Origin of the sequence: Sphingomonas sp. (assembly GCF_036388215.1) — a bacterium.
Lineage (GTDB): Bacteria > Pseudomonadota > Alphaproteobacteria > Sphingomonadales > Sphingomonadaceae > Sphingomonas.
Window position 1 is genome coordinate 144,602 of sequence record NZ_DASVSH010000017.1, and the last position, 17,459, is coordinate 162,060.

The 17,459-nt window shown below is 65.9% G+C and carries 20 protein-coding genes; 9 read left to right on the forward strand and 11 right to left on the reverse strand.

The annotated features are described in order from the left end of the window. Positions 1–27: 27 nt before the first annotated feature. The 3 genes from VF617_RS08620 to xseA are packed head-to-tail and all read right to left on the reverse strand — an operon-like array spanning position 28 to position 2,534. Positions 28–930, reverse strand: a complete 903-nt coding sequence (locus tag VF617_RS08620) for a M23 family metallopeptidase (protein WP_414713997.1) — start codon at positions 928–930, stop codon at positions 28–30. Further along, positions 930–1,127, reverse strand: coding sequence for a DUF2093 domain-containing protein (locus VF617_RS08625; protein ID WP_331014461.1), 198 nt, complete (start codon positions 1,125–1,127; stop codon positions 930–932). The genes VF617_RS08620 and VF617_RS08625 overlap by 1 nt, the downstream gene beginning before the upstream one ends. Before the next feature lie 15 nt (positions 1,128–1,142). Next, on the reverse strand, positions 1,143–2,534 hold the full coding sequence (xseA, locus tag VF617_RS08630) for an exodeoxyribonuclease VII large subunit (RefSeq protein WP_331014462.1): 1,392 nt from the start codon (positions 2,532–2,534) through the stop codon (positions 1,143–1,145). Here xseA and purD point away from each other — a divergent pair. The 3 genes from purD to VF617_RS08645 all read left to right on the forward strand — a co-directional run bounded on the left by purD (position 2,533) and on the right by VF617_RS08645 (position 6,516). After that, positions 2,533–3,798, forward strand: a complete 1,266-nt coding sequence (gene purD / locus VF617_RS08635; RefSeq protein WP_331014463.1) for a phosphoribosylamine--glycine ligase — start codon at positions 2,533–2,535, stop codon at positions 3,796–3,798. The two genes, xseA and purD, sit on opposite strands and share 2 nt — an antisense overlap. Positions 3,799–4,088: 290 nt before the next feature. Further along, on the forward strand, positions 4,089–5,660 hold the full coding sequence (locus VF617_RS08640) for a VWA domain-containing protein (protein WP_331014464.1): 1,572 nt from the start codon (positions 4,089–4,091) through the stop codon (positions 5,658–5,660). Between the two features lie 85 nt (positions 5,661–5,745). Further along, positions 5,746–6,516: a helix-hairpin-helix domain-containing protein gene (locus VF617_RS08645; RefSeq protein ID WP_331014465.1), complete on the forward strand. Its 771-nt coding sequence runs from the start codon at positions 5,746–5,748 to the stop codon at positions 6,514–6,516. Here VF617_RS08645 and VF617_RS08650 read toward each other — a convergent pair. The 4 genes from VF617_RS08650 to VF617_RS08665 all read right to left on the reverse strand — a co-directional run bounded on the left by VF617_RS08650 (position 6,513) and on the right by VF617_RS08665 (position 8,995). Further along, complete coding sequence (locus tag VF617_RS08650) at positions 6,513–7,823, reverse strand: hemolysin family protein (RefSeq protein ID WP_331014466.1); 1,311 nt, start codon at positions 7,821–7,823, stop codon at positions 6,513–6,515. The genes VF617_RS08645 and VF617_RS08650 overlap by 4 nt on opposite strands. A 207-nt stretch (positions 7,824–8,030) precedes the next feature. Continuing rightward, positions 8,031–8,462, reverse strand: coding sequence for a nucleoside deaminase (locus tag VF617_RS08655; protein WP_331014522.1), 432 nt, complete (start codon positions 8,460–8,462; stop codon positions 8,031–8,033). 52 nt (positions 8,463–8,514) lie between these two features. Then, positions 8,515–8,700: a YqaE/Pmp3 family membrane protein gene (locus tag VF617_RS08660; RefSeq protein ID WP_331014467.1), complete on the reverse strand. Its 186-nt coding sequence runs from the start codon at positions 8,698–8,700 to the stop codon at positions 8,515–8,517. 1 nt (position 8,701) lies between these two features. Continuing rightward, the gene (locus VF617_RS08665) at positions 8,702–8,995 is read right to left on the reverse strand and encodes a hypothetical protein (protein ID WP_331014468.1); all 294 of its coding nucleotides are present in this window, start codon (positions 8,993–8,995) and stop codon (positions 8,702–8,704) included. 163 nt (positions 8,996–9,158) lie between these two features. Between VF617_RS08665 and rpmB the strand changes: the two genes are divergently transcribed. Next, positions 9,159–9,455: a 50S ribosomal protein L28 gene (rpmB, locus tag VF617_RS08670; protein WP_331014469.1), complete on the forward strand. Its 297-nt coding sequence runs from the start codon at positions 9,159–9,161 to the stop codon at positions 9,453–9,455. 458 nt (positions 9,456–9,913) lie between these two features. Here the strand turns inward: rpmB and VF617_RS08675 are convergent, their stop codons facing one another. Beyond that, a complete protein-coding gene (locus VF617_RS08675; RefSeq protein WP_331014470.1) occupies positions 9,914–10,378 on the reverse strand; it encodes a hypothetical protein in 465 nt (154 codons plus the stop codon). Continuing rightward, on the reverse strand, positions 10,375–11,049 hold the full coding sequence (locus tag VF617_RS08680) for a histidine phosphatase family protein (protein WP_331014471.1): 675 nt from the start codon (positions 11,047–11,049) through the stop codon (positions 10,375–10,377). Before VF617_RS08680 ends, VF617_RS08675 begins: the two co-directional genes overlap by 4 nt. Before the next feature lie 140 nt (positions 11,050–11,189). Between VF617_RS08680 and VF617_RS08685 the strand changes: the two genes are divergently transcribed. The 3 genes from VF617_RS08685 to VF617_RS08695 all read left to right on the forward strand — a co-directional run bounded on the left by VF617_RS08685 (position 11,190) and on the right by VF617_RS08695 (position 13,906). Beyond that, entirely contained in the window at positions 11,190–11,843 is a 654-nt protein-coding gene (locus VF617_RS08685) for an outer membrane protein (protein WP_331014472.1), read from the forward strand. Between the two features lie 138 nt (positions 11,844–11,981). Further along, positions 11,982–13,094: a DNA polymerase III subunit beta gene (gene dnaN, locus VF617_RS08690; RefSeq protein WP_331014473.1), complete on the forward strand. Its 1,113-nt coding sequence runs from the start codon at positions 11,982–11,984 to the stop codon at positions 13,092–13,094. Positions 13,095–13,147: 53 nt separating this feature from the next. Next, positions 13,148–13,906: a Coq4 family protein gene (locus VF617_RS08695; protein WP_331014474.1), complete on the forward strand. Its 759-nt coding sequence runs from the start codon at positions 13,148–13,150 to the stop codon at positions 13,904–13,906. Between the two features lie 4 nt (positions 13,907–13,910). Here the strand turns inward: VF617_RS08695 and VF617_RS08700 are convergent, their stop codons facing one another. Then, entirely contained in the window at positions 13,911–14,630 is a 720-nt protein-coding gene (locus VF617_RS08700; protein WP_331014475.1) for a hypothetical protein, read from the reverse strand. Positions 14,631–14,632: 2 nt separating this feature from the next. Beyond that, positions 14,633–15,313: a hypothetical protein gene (locus VF617_RS08705; RefSeq protein WP_331014476.1), complete on the reverse strand. Its 681-nt coding sequence runs from the start codon at positions 15,311–15,313 to the stop codon at positions 14,633–14,635. 73 nt (positions 15,314–15,386) lie between these two features. Between VF617_RS08705 and recF the strand changes: the two genes are divergently transcribed. Then, entirely contained in the window at positions 15,387–16,466 is a 1,080-nt protein-coding gene (gene recF / locus VF617_RS08710) for a DNA replication/repair protein RecF (protein ID WP_331014477.1), read from the forward strand. 14 nt (positions 16,467–16,480) lie between these two features. Further along, a complete protein-coding gene (locus VF617_RS08715) occupies positions 16,481–17,428 on the forward strand; it encodes a hypothetical protein (protein ID WP_331014478.1) in 948 nt (315 codons plus the stop codon). Positions 17,429–17,459: the final 31 nt, after the last annotated feature.

Here is a 17,459-nt window from a genome sequence, read left to right on the forward strand (position 1 = left end):
ATGTTGCGCCGCGAGGAGTGCTTGAGATCATTCCGCAACCGGCATGGGGCCGGCGAGCAGAAGCGGGTCTATCCGCGCTTCGCGCCACTTCAGGCTCCAATGCAGATGCGGTCCCGTGGCGCGGCCTGTCATCCCAACAGCGCCAAGCGGCTGGCCCCTGCGGACATGCTCGCCGACTCGCACATTGATGCGCGATAGATGCATGAAGGCGCTGTTGAGCCCCGCGCCGTGATCTATCATCAGCAGATTGCCCTCCAGGGTGAAGGGCTTGGCCGCAGCCAGAATGACCACGCCATCGGCCGGGGCCAGCACCGGCGTCCCGGTCGGCCGCGCGACGTCAATGCCCGTATGGTAGGAGCCGGGCTCCCCCGCATAGATGCGCTGGGAACCGAACAGCGTCGAGATGCGCCCCACCACGGGCCAGAGCATGGTCTGGCGCCAGCCCGCCGCGTCGGTCTGCATGCGGCGCGCGGCGTTGATCCGGGCGAGTTCGGCCGGGCGGAGCCGCTCGAATTCCGGGCGCGGGACTGGATATTTGGGGAGCGTGCTTAGCCGCGAAATGTCCCAGGCCCGCGGCGCAATGCGCAGGGTGCGGCGAATTTGGCGGCCATCCTCCAATGTCGCAACCAAAGTGGTGGAAGGGCCGTGATCGCGATCGAACGCGATCAGGAAGCGCCCATCCCGGGCTATCGGCACCGAAGCGCCGTCGAGCGTCAGCAAGGTCGCGGCCTTCGGCGCAGTGCCGATCACTGCCCCGCCCTGGATCATCGGCCCCTGAAAGGAGAAGCGAAGCGCCGGATCGACCTGGGGCGCGGGCAATAAAGCGCCCGGCGCTGGGGTATTCGCAGCGCCCGCCGCCGGGAGTTGGACACAGGTGCCGAGCAGCATCCAGGCGGCCGCGGCCGCGGGAAGGCGCGCCGCCAGCCCCATCAGCTGCAAATCGCCCGACTGGCGATTCCCGCGCTGGCATAAGGCTGTTGCCGGGCCACGCTCCAATAGCGCAGCGCATCGAGTGCGATCCGCTCGCCGCTCACTGCGCAGATCACATGGTCGCCCGGCGAAAGCATGCGGAAACCATTGGCCATATAATATAGGCGCGCGGGCCGTGCAGTGTTCGACATCAACATGCTTGTCTCCCGCCCTTACAACAGGCTTGGCTGGCTGGGGCTCGCAGCATAGGTTTTGCCGCCGGGCCGCTCAACCCTGGCGTCTACCGTGCCGTCCCTGAACTGCAGCGTAATGGCGCCCGCGGCACGCGCGTCGGCAACGGTCATGACGACCTTACCGCTCGCTTTCGCGCCGACCCTCACATAGCCGCGCTCCAGCAATTTGTCGGGATCGACCAGTTCGAGGTGCCGCGCGGCGGCTTCAAGCCGCTGGCGCGCGGCCTCCAGGCGCTGGCCCAGCATCGCGGGGCGCAGCGCACCGGCCGAGCGATCGAGCTGGCCGCGCGCCGCAGTCACGCGCCGCTCGAGCGCGCGATCCAGCCGCCCGCCCAGATCGTCCATCTTCTGCCGCTGCGGCCCGAGCAGGGCGTCGCGGCGCGGCAGCACGCGGACCAATGCGGTCAGCCGCTCGCACGCCCGCTCATGATAGCGCCGCGCGCAGCGCTCGGTGCGCAGCGCCAGGCTGGCGATGTTGCTCGCGACTTCGGCGCGGACGGGAACCGCCATTTCGGCGGCCGCAGTCGGCGTCGGGGCGCGCAGATCGGCGGCGAAATCGGCGAGGCTGGTGTCGGTCTCATGGCCCACCGCCGAAATGAGCGGGATTGAGCAGGCCGCGATCGCGCGCACCACGGCTTCCTCGTTGAAAGCCCAGAGGTCCTCGATCGAACCACCGCCCCGCGCGACGATCAGCAGATCGGGCCGCCGGATCGCTCCTTCCGCGGGCAGGGCATCGAAGCCCCGGATCGCCGCGGCGACTTCCGCCGCAGCGCCCTCCCCTTGCACCTTCACCGGCCAGACGATGACATGCGTGGGGAAGCGATCCCCGAGCCGGTGGAGGATATCGCGAATCACGGCTCCCGTGGGCGAAGTCACTACGCCGATCGTGCGCGGCATATAGGGCAGCGGCTTCTTGCGGGCCGCGTCGAACAACCCTTCGGCGGCAAGGTTCGCCTTCAATTTCTCGAACAAAGCCATCAGGGCACCTTCGCCCGCCAGCTCCATTCGCTCGATCACGATCTGGTATTTGGAGCGGCCTGGATACGTAGTGAGCTTGCCGGTCGCGACCACTTCCAGTCCATCCTGCGGACTGAACGGCAGCATCGACGCGGCTCCGCGCCAGATCACCCCATCGATCACGGCATCGGCATCCTTCAGGCACAGATAGGCGTGGCCGGACGCGGCCCGCTTCCACCCGGAGATCTCGCCCCGCAGCCGGACATGGCCGAACTCGCCCTCGACCATCCGCTTGAGCTTCGACGAAAGCTCGCTCACGCTCATCGGGCTTGCGTTGTCGCCGGGCGCCTCCTCGGCTACGAGCCGCCCGAGTCCATTCTCAGAAACGCTTTCGTCGAAAAAGGGGTCGGCCATGAACGTCCTGTTGCTGGGGTCGGGAGGCCGTGAACATGCGCTCGCATGGAAGCTGGCGCAATCGCCGGCGCTCGCAAAGCTATGGGTGGCCCCAGGGAATCCGGGAATCGCTGAATATGCCGAGCTGGCCGATATTCCAATCAGCGATCACCGATCGATCATCGATTTCTGCCTGCGCCATTCAGTCTCCTTTGTAGTGATCGGGCCCGAGGCGCCGCTGGTCGCGGGGCTGGGCGACAATTTGAGGACGATGGGAATCCTGGTGTTCGGTCCGAACAAGGCCGCGGCACGGCTTGAAGGATCGAAGGGCTTCACCAAGGAGCTTTGCGCGCGCGAGAACATCCCCACCGCCGCATTCTCACGCGCGCAATCGCGCGACGGGGCGTTCGTTGCGCTCGACGATTTCGGCGTGCCGGTCGTGATCAAGGCGGACGGGCTCGCCGCGGGCAAGGGCGTGACCGTCGCGATGTCGCGGCTGGAGGCTGAGGAAGCCATCGCGGCGATCTTCGAGGAAGCCGGCGCCAGCGTGGTGATCGAGGAGTTCCTGGAGGGCGAGGAAGCCAGCCTGTTCGTGCTCACCGATGGCGAGGCCATCCTGCCCTTCGGATCGGCGCAGGATCACAAGCGCGTCGGCGACGGCGATGTCGGGCCGAATACGGGGGGCATGGGCGCATACAGCCCTGCCCCGGTCCTAACTCCGGAACTCGAAGCGCTGGCGATCGAGACGATCGTGCGCCCGACGGTGGAGGCGATGGCGCGGATGGGCTCGCCTTATTCGGGGGTGCTCTATGCAGGGCTGATGCTCACCGCCGACGGCCCCAAGCTGATCGAATATAATGCGCGCTTCGGTGATCCCGAATGCCAGGTGCTGATGATGCGGCTCGAGGAGGACCTGCTCGAGCTGATGGTGGCGACCGAGCGGGGGCGACTGGCTGGTCGCGATGCGCCGCGTTTCTCGTGCGAAAGCGCGCTGACGATTGTGATGGCGGCGAGCGGCTATCCCGGCACGCCGCAGAGCGGCGGCGCGATACGCGGGATCCACGCGGCCGAGACGACCGGCGCTCGCGTGTTCCAGGCAGGCACGCGGATGGAAGGCGATACGCTGGTGGCGAGCGGCGGGCGCGTACTCAACGTTACTGCATCCGGCGCGAGCGTGCACGAAGCCCAGGCCATAGCATATCAGGCGGCGGACGCGATCGACTTCCCCACCGGATTCTTTCGCCGCGACATCGGCTGGCGCGAGATCCTGAGAGAAAAGCTTTGAAGATCATGCGCAGCCAGCACGCCTTGACCTTTTATATGATATAAGATATCATCTCGTTCACTCGGGAGACATCACGGCTTCGTGACAATCCAGGAGCGTTAGGGGAGAATCTTATGTCGCGTTCCCGCTTGCTGCCCGCTTGTTCCGCTCTCTTGCTCACGTCCGCCGCGCCGTTGCCGCCGCCGTCCGCACCTCTCGGGTTGAGCCAGGACAGCCGCTCGCCCGTGCGCTGCGCGCCGCGTGAGCGCGAGGAACGGCGCGGGCGATCATGGGGGTCTCAGGCAGTTCCCATGGCCCCGCCGCCGGTAGTGGCCCCGGCCCCGGCCCCACCGCCTGCCATGATGGTAGCGCCCGCGCCGATGGGGACCCAGGCGGCCGGCGTTCCTGTCACCGGCTCGGCGCTGCGGCGGCGAGCGACGCCGGAATATGGCTCAGCCGAAAACAGCGAGCGCTATGCCGGCAAGCCGGTCGCTTCGATCCTGTCGACTACCGACCAGCCGGTTTCCACCTTCTCGGTCGATGTCGATACGGGGGCCTACGCCAATGTCCGGCGGATGCTGACCGAGGGGCGCAATGTTCCGGGCGAGGCGGTGCGCACCGAAGAGCTGATCAACTATTTCCGCTACGATTATGCTCGCCCCAATGCGCGCGAAGCCCCGTTCGGCGTCACCATCGAGGTTTCGACAACGCCATGGAATCCGGACACGCGGCTGATGCGGATCGGGCTGCGCGCCCATGACGTGGATGCGCAGGGAAGGCCGCCGGCCAATCTCGTCTTCCTGGTCGACGTCTCGGGCTCGATGGACGAGGATTCCAAGCTGCCGCTGGTCAAAAAATCGCTTTCGATGCTCGCCGACCGGATCGGCCCAAGGGACCGCGTCTCGATCGTCGCTTATTCGGGAACGGTCTCGACTGTGCTCGAACCGACATCGAACAAGCATTTCATCCGCCAGGCGCTCGATTGCCTTTACGCGGAGGGCTCAACCGCGGGCGGCGCGGCAATGAAGATGGCCTATTCGCTCGCTCGCGCGAACTATATCCAGGGCGGGGTCAACCGCATCCTGATGGCGACTGATGGCGACTTCAACGTCGGTGTCAGCGACGACAAGGCGCTGATCGACATGGTCAAGCGGGAGCGCGACAGCGGCATCACGCTGACCACGCTCGGCTTCGGCGCGGGCAATTACAACGAAGCAATGATGGAGCAGGTGGCCGACGCGGGGAACGGAAACTATTCCTATATCGACAGCGCGATGGAAGCGCAGAAAGTGCTGGAGGACGAGCTTTCCGCCACGCTGTTGACGATCGCGAAGGACGTGAAGGTCCAGGTCGAGTTCAACCCGGCGCAGGTGAAGCAGTATCGGCTGATCGGATATGAGAACCGCGCGTTGGCCGAGGAGGATTTCGCCAACGACACAGTCGATGCGGGTGATATCGGGGCCGGGCACCAGGTGACCGCGCTCTACGAGATCGTGCCGGTTGGCGGCGCGGGCTGGGTGCCGGAGCGGCGTTACCCGGACAATCGCAAATCGGCTATGGCCCCGCCCAATGCCGGTGGCGGCGAACTCGGCTTCGTCAAGTTGCGCTACAAATTGCCGGGACAGGACACGTCCAGGCTCATCGAGCGGCCCGTCGCCGCGCGGCTGCTCCGCGATGCCAGAGCGCCGCACGGCGACATGGCGTTCGTCACTGCGGTGGCGGCGTTCGGCCAGAAGCTTCGCGGCGACAAATATCTCAACGGCTTCGGCTATTCCCAGATCGGTGCGCTGGCGCCTGCGTCCGGCAATTATTGGCGCAGCGAGTTCGTGCGACTGGTCCGGCTGGCCGAATCGGGACAACCGGCACGCGCCCCGCGGGATTAGGCTTCGCGAATAGGGTGTTGCTCCCCGCGACCCGGCGCTATGCAGATGCGAGACCAGGCAACTGCCTAGCGTCGGGAGGGCGCGCATGAACGACCAGATCCAGCAGCTTTTGGCCGATGCGCCGCCCTGGGCGCGCGAGCCCGCCGTCCAGATCGGCGCGGGCGTCGTCGTCGCGCTGTTGCTGCTCTGGCTGCTCAGCCGGCTGTTCCGCGGCCGGCCGCGCGACGAGGAAATCTTCGAGCCGGTCTATCAGGAGGAAGTTCCGGTTACGCGGCCGATCACGCCGCCGCCGGTCACCTCGCCGCCGCCGATCGCCGAACAACCAATCGCGCCACTCTTGCCCCCGGTGAGCGAGATCGCGCCGGAACGTAAGCCGGAGCCTGCGCCCGAACTGGCGCCGGCGCCAGTTATCGTGGAGCCTGAGGCCGAAGTCCCATCCGTGCCCGAGCTCGAGCCCGAACCAGAGCCGACATCCCTTTATATTCCCGACGAAGCGCCCGAGCCGGCACCCTTCGCCGATGAGCCTATCGCGGCCGCTGGCCCGCTTGATGCTTCGCCTGCGTCGATCGCGGCGGCCATCCCCTCCCCTGAGCCGGAGCCCCTTGCCGCGCCCGCGACGCCTGACGATCTCACCCGCCTGAAGGGCGTCGGCCCGCGCTTGGCCGACCGGCTGAACAGCGTCGGAATCACCAGCTTCGCGCAGCTCGCGGCGCTGACCCCCGAGGACGCGGACGCGCTCGACGCCAAGCTTGGCGATTTCCAGGGCCGCATCCACCGCGACCGCTGGATCGAGCAGGCAGGCTATCTGTCGAACGGCGACATTGCCGGGTTCGAAGCCGTTTTCGGAAGGCTCTAGTCTTCGCGCTTGACCGGGCGGCTGACCAATAATTTGTCGATCTTGCGGCCGTCCATGTCGACGATCTCGAAGCGCCAGCCCTGCTCGGTGAAGCGCTCGCCTTCGTGGGGGAGATGCTTGAGCACCGCCAGCGCCAAGCCGGCCACGGTCGCGTAATCGCGGTCCTCGGGCAGATCGAGCCCAAGCCGCTCGGCCAGCGCATCGGCGGGCATCTGGCCCGAGACCAGCATCGAACCATCGTCGCGCACGATGACATTGGGATTGTCGCCGGGATCGGCATCCGAGACGAAATCGCCCGCGATGGCCGCAAGCAGATTGGCCGGGGTCACGATCCCCTCGAAATGCCCATATTCGTCATGGACCAGCCCCATCGGCACTTCGGCGCGGCGGAGCGCCCCCAGCGCATCCATCGCATCGACCTGATCGGGCAATACCGGGGCGACGCGCATCAGCGTACGCAGGTTAAGGGGCTCGCCGCGAAACAGCGCCGCGGCGATGTCGCGCGACTGAACGACGCCGATCACCGCATCCACCGATCCCTCGGCCACGGGCAGCCGGGTGTGCGGCGTGGCGAGCAGCGCCTCACGGATCCCGTCACCGTCCAGATCGACATCGAGCCAATCGACTTCGGTGCGCGGAGTCATCACTTCGCGCACCGGGCGATCCGCGAGCCGGACGACGCCGGAGATGATCGACCGCTCATGTTCTTCGATCACGCCCGATTTGCTGGCCTCGGCGACGATCAGGTGAAGTTCCTCGACCGTGACGCGGTTTTCGGATTCGCGCTTGAGGCCGATCAGCCGAAAGATCAGCGCGCTCGACTGATCGAGGAGCCAGACGATCGGCGCGGTGATCCGGCTCAGCCACAGCATCGGAATGGCCATCACCGCGGCGATCGGCTCGGGCGAGCGCAGGGCAAATTGCTTGGGCACCAGCTCGCCGACGATCAGCGACGCATAGGTCGTCAGCGCGATGACGATCGTGAAACCCACCGTATCGGCGGTTTCAGGCGCGAGGCCCATCCATTCGAGGCGCCTCGCGACCGGCACGCCCAGGCTCGATCCCGAATAGGCGCCCGCGACGATGCCGATCAGCGTAATGCCGATCTGGACAGTCGAGAGGAACTTACCGGGGTCCGACGCAAGCAGCATCGCGGTCTTCGCCCCGCGCTTGCCGGTGCGCGCCAGCGCCTCCATCCGCGCCGGACGCGCCGACACAATGGCGAGCTCCGACATTGCGAAGACACCGTTTATGGTGATCAGCACGAAGATGATCGCGACATCGATCCAGGGAAAAGGGGCGTCCATGGTGTGGCGCCCTCATATCCGCACTGCGCCGCGCTTAACAACTGCCGCGTGATGCAGCGCCGATTTGGGGCGAAAGGTTATGCCAAGAACGCTTCCGCGCGGTCGATCCGTCTGCAGCAACTTCAAGCAGCATCGGGGCCGGCCGGGGACACATACGACCCGGCCACCCCCGATCAAAGCGACGAAAATCCTGTGTTGCAAACGCGCTCAGCCGCGACGCTCGCGGAAGAAATCGCGGAGCAGCGCGGCGGCTTCTTCCTCACCGATGCCGGAATAGGTTTCCGGGCGGTGGTGGCAGGTCGGTTGCGTGAAGAAGCGGCCGCCATGCTCGACCGCACCGCCCTTGGGATCGCTCGCGCCATAATAAAGCCGGGCGATTCGGGCGTGCGCAATCGCGCCCGCGCACATCGCGCAGGGCTCAAGCGTGACCCACAGGTCGCAATCTTCGAGCCGGTCTCGGCCGAGTTGCCGCGCGGCCTCGCGGATCGCCAGTATCTCGGCATGGGCGGTCGGATCATGGAGCATGCGGGGGGCGTTGCCGGCGGTCACAAGAATCTGACCGTTATGCACAATTGCCGCACCGACGGGCACCTCGCCAAATTCAGCGGCTGCCTGGGCCTCATCAAGCGCAGCGCGCATCGGTTCAGGTAACGGGAACATTGGGTGGCCTTACACCAACTCGGCAAAAGACCTAGGCCGTCGCCGGAATGGCAGGTTCAGTTCGCAGCACCGTCCACAGCGCGAAGGCCATGCCAGGGAGGAACGCCAGCACGGTCAGCCCGCATGCAATCAGGAAATCGCGCCCCGGGCCGCGTGCCAGGTAGACGCCCAGCGGAGGCAGCAATGCCGCCGCCGCGATGCGCCCCGGGGACACCATGTTATTTGGCCGCAGGCGTCGGGCCGGCGCCCGGGGCCTGCTTCACTTCGATCGTCGGCAAGGTCACTGTGGTGTTCTTCATCTCAACCGTGGGCATCTGAACGGTCGTGTTCGTCGATCCGATCCCGACGCTTCCCGTTTCAGCTTGAATCGAGGGCAGCTTGCCGCCCTTCATGTCGAAGGCGATGCTGGGCATCGAGCCCGTGGTCGATTGCGTGATCTTGAGCATGCCCATCGACATGAGCACCACGGCGGCGATTGCGATCAGACCGATCAATACCAATAGTCCACGCATCGTCATTCTCCCCAAAATTGAATCGCTTGCGTAATTAACGCATATCAACCACGGGGGTTGCTTCTGCACAAGGCTTTCCTTGGGCGAATCGGTTGACGCACCGTCCCATAGCGGGTATCGGCGCGGCCTTTCCGGCAACTGCCAAGAACCAGGATTTAAAGCGATGTCGCGCATTTGCGAGCTGACCGGCAAGGGCCGGCAGGTGGGGAACAACGTTTCCCACGCCAATAACAAGACCAAGCGCACCTTTCTGCCCAACCTGCAGAATGTGACGCTGATCAGCGATGCGCTGGCCAAGAGCGTGCGCCTGCGCGTCTCCACGCACGGGCTGCGCTCGGTGGAGCATGTCGGCGGCCTCGACAATTGGCTGCTCAAGACCAGCGATGACGATCTGTCGCTGCGCGCGCGCCGCCTGAAGCGTGACGTCCGCAAGGCCTCGACCGAAAAGACCGCCGCCTAAAACGCCACAGCTGAAGAAGCGCGTCAGCCCGTTCTTCCACCAGGATAGAGCGGGTTTTTCGCGTAGCGGAGCTTTCTGTTTGGTTAGGCCGCATTAGTCTGATCCCTCCTTGCATGCGCTTGCGGATGGCGACCCTTCGATAAGCTCAGGGCGAAGCGGAGAGCGAACCCAGCTAAAAAACGCACCTGGGTTGTATCGGCATTCAGATGCCGTCCCTTCTTTCCCTCTCCCCTTGATAGGGAGAGGGTTACCGCAGCTTGGCAGCCTGCTGCCTAGCGGAGGTTGGGTGAGGGGTAGTAGATCGGCGCGCAGCGCCGAGTGTCCGCAAGTGCGGCCACACTCCCCCACCCAACTCCGACTAAGACCGCGCTGAAGAAGCGCGGTCTTAGTCTGCACAACCCTCTCCCCCTTGCAGGGGGCGAGGGGGAACTAGCTTGCCCGCTGAATGTCGATACAGCCTAAGGCCGGGTCCCTGCGCAGCCCAGCACCGCCGCGTCGATCGCGGTGGCTGCGCCCTTGAGCGCATAGGTATCGGCGAAGGGCGCCCCGTTGGCGGCGATGGTCTCCAGGCTCATGCTGCGGCCCGAGCGGATGGCGACCACGACCGCCGCGTCGGTGCGGGCGTCGGGCGCCCAGGCATCGGCGTCCCCCGCCTTCAACTCGAAGCGGCGCTCGCCGATCGACAGCGTGACGCGCGCATTGGCCGCGCGCGGGCGGCTGAGACGGATGTGGAGCTGGTTTCGCACGCCGTCACGCGGCCAGGTGGCGATGCTGGCGAAGGGCTGCGCGCCGGCATGTTTCTCCACCGGCTTGGCGATCGCATAGCAGCGCAGTGGCGAAGCATCGCGAAAGGCGCCCCAGCCGTCATAGGTTCCCAGAACGTCGCGGGGGAGCAGGGCAAGGATCAGCGCGAGCGCGATCATGCCGGCGCGGAATCCCTGCCGGTGCCGGTGTGCACGACGGTCTCGACGCCCTTCTCGATCAGCACCACCGATCCCTGGGGCAGATCGGGCGCCACCGGCGCATCGAATTGCGGCATCACATCGCGGCCCGTCATCACGCCGCGCAGGATGCGGCTCGACATGCCATGCATGATCACCAGCCGGTCACCCGGTTCCGCGTCGGTGTCCGCGAGCCAGGACGAGACGCGCACGGCGATCTCGTCATACCATTCGCCGCCCGGCGGCCGCCGCGTGTAAAGTCCGTTCGCGATATCGAGGAAGCCGTTCGCCTCGCTCGCCAGATCGGCATAATAGCGTCCGCTCCATTCGCCCATGCCGATCTCCACCAGCCGATCGTCATGCCGCGCCTGATGCCAATCGAGTTCGAGATGCTCGGCGATCACCGCGAGCGTCTGCAGCGCGCGGCCCGCGCTCGACGACCACAGGGTCAACTTCGGGCGGGGACCCAGGATTTCCCGCAGCGCCGCACCCATCGCATCGGCTTGCGCGAATCCGGCACGAGTCAGCGGCGTGTGCGGATGATGCCCCTGCATTCTTCTAGCGAAGTTGAAAACGGTCTCGCCGTGGCGCGCGATGAAATCGCGGCCCTGTCGCCGGGAGGGATCGTGCGGTGCCGCGGGCTTGGAATCCATCGCGGCTGTTTCAAGCCCCTGTGACGGGAAAGCAACGCATTTCCTTGTTGTCCGAGGTTCATGAAACATGGGTCCAGCATGCTCATTCACTCCCGGGCCCCGCAGCCAGGCGGGCCAGTTGCTTACCCAAGGAGTCAGTAATGCGTACCAAGTTAATTGCCGCCGCCCTCGTGGCTTCGTCGGCACTCGCCGCCCCAGCCTTCGCGCAGGACGCGGCCCCCAGCGGCTTCCGCGCGGGTGTGATCGGCGGGTACGACGTGATTCGTCCCGGCAGCACCGCCGATTCTGACGTCGATGGCGACGATCAAAGCATCGAAGGCGCACTTTACGGCGTGGAAGCGGGCTATGACATTCCCCTAGGCGGCGTCGTGCTCGGCGTGGAGGCGGAGATCAACGACACGACCGGCAAAACCCGGACCAACAGCACCGACCCGAACTTCTTCGGCTATGGGCAGGTGAGCACGGGCCGCGACATCTATGCCGGCGCGCGCCTGGGCTTCATGACAAGCCCGAGCACGATGATCTATGCGAAGGGCGGATACACCAATTCGCGCCTGAACGTGCTCGTCGATAACGGCGCGACGGAGACCGAGAACAATTTCCAGCTCGAAGGCTGGCGATTGGGCGCGGGTGTCGAGCGCTCGATCGGGCGCAATACCTATGCCAAGGTGGAATATCGCTACTCGAACTATACCGACGCGGACTTCCAGCTGAGCAACGGCGCCAATGTCGACAGGTTCGAAGTGGATACCGACCGCCATCAGATCGTGGCGGGCGTCGGTTTCCGCTTCTGAGCGCGGAAAAGACGGCAATTTAGCTGTTGAAGGAAGGGCCGGGGCGCTTGCTCCGGCCCTTTTTGCCGTTAAGGATATACCCCAAATCTAGGCCCACCTGCAGGTGGATTCGGGCAGGTCTGCCCCGGGGGTTTCAAGATGAAGGCGACGATCGAACGCGCAACTCTGTTGAGGGGCCTCAGCCACGTCCAGTCGGTGGTCGAGCGGCGCAACACGATCCCGATCCTGTCCAACGTGCTGATCGAGGCGCAGGCTTCGGGCGCGCTTCGCCTGATGGCCACCGATCTGGACCTGCAGATCGACGAGACGATCTCCGCCGCGGTCGATCAGCCCGGGGCTACGACGATCAGCGCGCACACCTTGTTCGACATCGTTCGCAAGCTGCCCGAGGGTTCGCAAGTCGAGCTGAGCGCAGCCGAGGGCCGCATCACGGTCAATGCCGGGCGCGCCAAGTTCACGCTGGCGACGCTGCCGCGCGACGATTTCCCGATGATCGCCGAGGGCGAGCTGCCGACCGCGTTCGAGTTGCCCGCCGAAACGCTCAAGCAGATCATCGACAAGACGCGCTTCGCGATCTCGACCGAAGAGACGCGCTATTATCTGAACGGCATCTTCCTGCACGTCGCCGACGAGGCGACGCCGATGCTGCGTGCGGCCGCGACCGACGGCCACCGCCTCGCCCGCGTCACCGTGCCGCGTCCCGATGGCGCCGAGTCGATGCCCGACATCATCATCCCGCGGAAGTGCGTGGCCGAGCTGCGCAAGCTGCTCGACGAAGTAGATGGCTCCGTGGGCGTCTCGCTCTCGGCCTCCAAGATCCGCTTCGACATGGGCCAGGCGATCCTGACCTCCAAGCTGATCGACGGCACGTTTCCCGATTACAGCCGCGTGATCCCCACGGGCAACGACAAGATCCTGCGGATCGATCCCAAGAGCCTGATGGAAGGCGTCGATCGCGTCTCCACCATCGCCACCGAAAAGACCCGCGCGGTCAAGATGGCGCTCGACCGCGACAAGGTGATCCTGTCGGTCACCAGCCCCGAAAACGGCGCTGCGGCCGAGGAAGTGCCCGGCGAATATGCCGCCTCGAGTTTCGAGATCGGCTTCAACAGCCGCTATCTGATGGACATCCTGGCGCAGATCGAAGGCGATCTCGTCGAAGTCCATCTAGCCGACGCCGCCGCGCCGACGCTGATCCGCGAGAACGACGCCTCGCCCGCGCTCTATGTGCTGATGCCGATGCGGGTGTGATCTCGACAAGGTCTCACTATTGACATCGATGTAAGTAGCGCTATGTGAGTCGCATGGCCACGCAACCCGCACCTGCACCCTATAATCCTGGCGTTCCGTTGAAGCGCGAATGGGGCACCGCGCTATCGGCGCTGCGCCGGCTGCTGGCGAATGGCGACGATACCGAACAGGTCTTCCGCATCATGCGCGCGTTGAACGGCGACGTGACGCAGCGCAATTATCGCAGGCTGCTGAGCAGCCCGGCGGGCGGCGCGATCGCCTATAAGCGCGTCGAGCTGGCCGAGCGGCTGACCGACCGCGCCTGGATCGACAGCTTCGCGACGGGCACCGTGGGCGCGGCCTATCGCGGCTTCCTCGACAGCACCGGCTATTCGGCCGACGGCCTGGTCGAGGTGAGCATGACCGAATTCGCCAATGTACAGGTCGATCATCCCTATACCTGGATGGGTCGCCGCGAGCGCGACATCCACGATCTGTGGCACGTCATCACGGGTTACAAGGCCGACGAGCATCTGGGCGAAGCATGCCTGGTGGCCTTTTCCTATGCGCAGACGGGCGGGCTCGGCTGGGCGTTCATCGGCCTGGGAGCGGCCCTGAAGAGCATCCGCGTGACCGGCAGCCTCGACTTCTTCAAGGCCGTGATGGAAGGCTATGCCCGTGGCAAGCGGGCCGCCTGGCTCCACGGCGAGGATTACGAGACGCTGCTCGCCGAGCCGCTCGATCAGGTGCGCCGCCGGCTCAACATCGCCGAGCCGGTCAAATACCGCATCGCCCAAGCGAGTCTGGCCGCGGCGGGGCTGAAGGGCATTTGAAGCCTCAGGGGAGCGGCAGGAAGCCTTCGCCGGTTTCGCCGGGGCTCATCGCTGACAGGAACTCCATCGCAGTGATCACCGGTGCGGGCAGATCGAAGCGCTTGGGGTCGATCTCCGTAGTCGCGACCGACTGAAGCTCGACCAATTTGTCGATCCTCAACGGCGCGCCCTTGCCGATAAGCTCGAGCGCCTTGGGCGCGAAGCCGGACGCTTCCGGGATTACCGCGCCCAACACCGGCAGCAGCGATTCGAGCGTGCGGCGAAAGACCGCGGCGATCGGCGCAAGAGCAGGGTCCGCGCTGATCACGACGTCCAGCATTTTCCCGGGCCTGCCGTCCTGCTCCTTGTCCGGCCCGAAGCTCCACAGCGATCCCTTACGCTCGCCGACGGTCGCCTCGCCCTTCGCCAGCAGCACGAACTTCTCGATCGCCAGGCCGGAGGGGGCGGCGGATTTCGTTCTGGCCGTCATCGCGCCGCTCATCATGGCGAGCAGTTCGGCAAGCGCGGCGACCTTGGTTTCGCCGGTCGGCGTCGTCACCACCACATAATCGCTGCCATCCCGGCGGATGATGCCGAACTTTCCCGCGACCGTGATCCGGGCATTCCCGCCATCATCGGATTCGACGACGAGCTCGGTCTTGCCCGCCGAATAGCGCGCGGTCACGTCGGCGAGCGCCGGCATGGGAAGCAACGCGAGTAGGGCGGCGAGGATCGGCAAGCGCATGATCATTCCTTTGACGGCTGGCTGAGACGGGCACGAAGGGCATCACGGCCGAGAAGCGGCTGCGGCAGGGCGAACATTGCGGCGGGGATCGGGGCCTTGTCGATTCGTTCGAGCTTCAGCACCTGGTTGAAGCGCAGCACCGCCCCCTTGGCGAACAGATCGAGCATCGCTTTTTCGAATTTGCCGGGCCCTCCCGCGATCGCGCTGTTTCGCATGACCGTGAAGCGAGTTTGGAGCGCGAGGGCGCGGCCCAGCGGGACGAGCGCGGGATTGGTGCTGACGACGCCATCGAACGACTTGAGCGAGGGGACCTCGCGCGGATGCCCCTTCCAGACGGCGCCCTTCACGCCGGCGACGGTCTCCGATCCGGCTTCGGTCAGCGCATAATCTGGCTGCGCGCGTGGACCCGCCAGCGCGCCGCTCTTGTCCTCGCCGAACACCGCCAGCGCATCGTCCACTGTCGCGGCGAAGCTGCCGGCATTGTCCTTGAGCACGACATATTCCCGGTCGCCCTTGCGCAGGAAGAGCGTGTCGCCCGCCGATGCGCGCGCATCGCCACTGGCGGCGGCCATCACCACCAGCGCGCCTTGCCCTTCGCGGGCATAATGCGCGGTCATGTCTTCGGGCTTGGCCGGACTGCATGCGGCGAGCATCAGCACGGCGGCAAGACACAAACGGATCATTCGCGGCCTCCCCTTTCGCGCATCATCCTCGAAGCGCTGTCCGGCGGCAAGGGGCTGCGCTACTAGCGTCGCAATGACCGTGACGCGTCTCGTCCTAACCGATTTCCGCAATCATGCCGATGCCGTGATTGCGCCGGGCGGGGGCTTCGTGGTGCTCACCGGCGAGAATGGCGCGGGGAAGACAAATGTGCTCGAAGCCGTCTCGCTGCTGGCCCCCGGCCGGGGCCTCCGGCGGGCCGCGCTTTCCGAAATGGCGCGGCAGGGCGGCGGGGGCGACTTCGGCGTGGCGGCGGAGCTGGGAGCGGCAGTCAATATCGGCACCGGCACGCAGCCTGACGCGCCCGATCGCCGGCTCGTGCGCGTCAACGGCGCGCCCGCCGCCGCGGCGGCGCTGGCCGAATGGGTGACGGTGCTGTGGCTCACCCCGGCGATGGACCGGCTCTTCGTCGAGGGGCCGGGCGAGCGCCGCCGCTTCCTCGACCGGCTCAGCCTGGCGCTCGCGCCCGGCCACGCGCATCACGCGACGCGCTACGAGGCCGCGATGCGCCAGCGCAACCGGCTGCTCGCCGCCGACGCGCCCGCCGATCCCGATTGGCTCGCGGCGCTGGAAGTGCGGATGGCCGAGCATGGCGCGGCGATCGATGCGGCGCGGCGCGAAGCGGTGACGCTGCTCGATGCGCGGCTGGCCGGGCAGCCCGATGGCGTGTTCGCCCGCGCCGGGCTCTCGCTTCAGGGGTGGCAGGGCGATGCCGTGCAACTGGCGCACGAACTGGCCGGAGGCCGCCGCCGCGACGCCGCCGCCGGCCGCGCACTGGCCGGGCCGCATCGCGCCGACCTGGTGGTCACCCATCTCGGCAAGGCGCAGCCCGCGCACCTATGCTCGACCGGCGAGCAAAAGGCGCTGCTGCTGGGACTCGTCCTCGCCCATGCCGAGTTGGTCGCCGAACGCATTGGCCGCGCGCCGATCCTGCTCCTCGACGAAGTTGCCGCGCATTTGGATCCCGGCCGCCGCGCGGCCTTGTTCGAGCGGCTGGCGGGCGCGGGTCAGGTGTGGATGACGGGCACCGAGTCCGAATTGTTCGACGCGGTGCCGGGCGAGGCGACACGCTACGAAGTCGCGAACGGACAGATGCTCGCGAATGGTATGCGATAAGGCGGGAGGCAAGGATGGCGGTCGAGCGGAAATATGAGAGGGACGTCGATCTGCTGCTTGCTGAGGAACTGATGGTGAACCCGCATTTCGCGGCTTGGCTGTGGTCGGCTGCGGGAATTGCGGGACCCGTTGGCCGGATCGCGGATGTCTTCGTTTCAAAGGCCGACAACCTCGGCGAATCCGATCTCATCGCGCTGTACGAAGCGGTTGACGGCACGCGTCTCGCATTGATGATCGAGGACAAGGTAGATGCCCCGCTGCAGCATGAGCAGGCCGCGCGCTATCGGCTGCGGGCGGCACGGGAAATCGCGTCGGGGGCGTGCGCGACCTATCGGCTGATCCTGTGCGCCCCGCGAAATTATCTCGATACCGTATCGGGCGCGGGGGATTTCGACGCTGCGGTCGCGTTCGAAGACATAGCCGGCTTCCTCCGCCGGAGGGAGGATCCTCGTGCTACCTATCGCGCCGAATTCCTGGAGACTGCAGCGAAGCGACGCGCCAACAACTGGAAGCGCGAGATCGATCCGGCCACCGAAGCCTTTTGGCATGCGGCATATCGGCTCGCCAGCCGCGAGTTTCCGATCCTGGAAATGAAGCCGCTCAAGGTCACCAAGGGATCGTCTTGGATCAATTTCCGTCCACGCGACATGCCGACGAGTCCGAGGCGCATCTATATCTCGGTGAAGGCGGATCGAGGCCAAATGGACCTAACCTTCAGCGCGACCACGGCATATCGCTTCCACCCGCTCGTTGCTTCCATCCTCGACCAGGATATGACGGTTCACCAGACCACTGGTTCAGCTGCAATCCGGCTGGATGTGCCACCCTTTCAACCGGGCGAATCACCCGAGGAAGCCATGCCACGCGTTCGCCAGGCGTTCGCCGCCTGCGCTCGGCTGATCGCTTATTACCGCCAGCATCGTGAAGTGCTCGACGCAGCGGCTAATCGAGCTTCGGCCTGATCCCATTTCGCTTCCCTCTGCGGCGCACAAT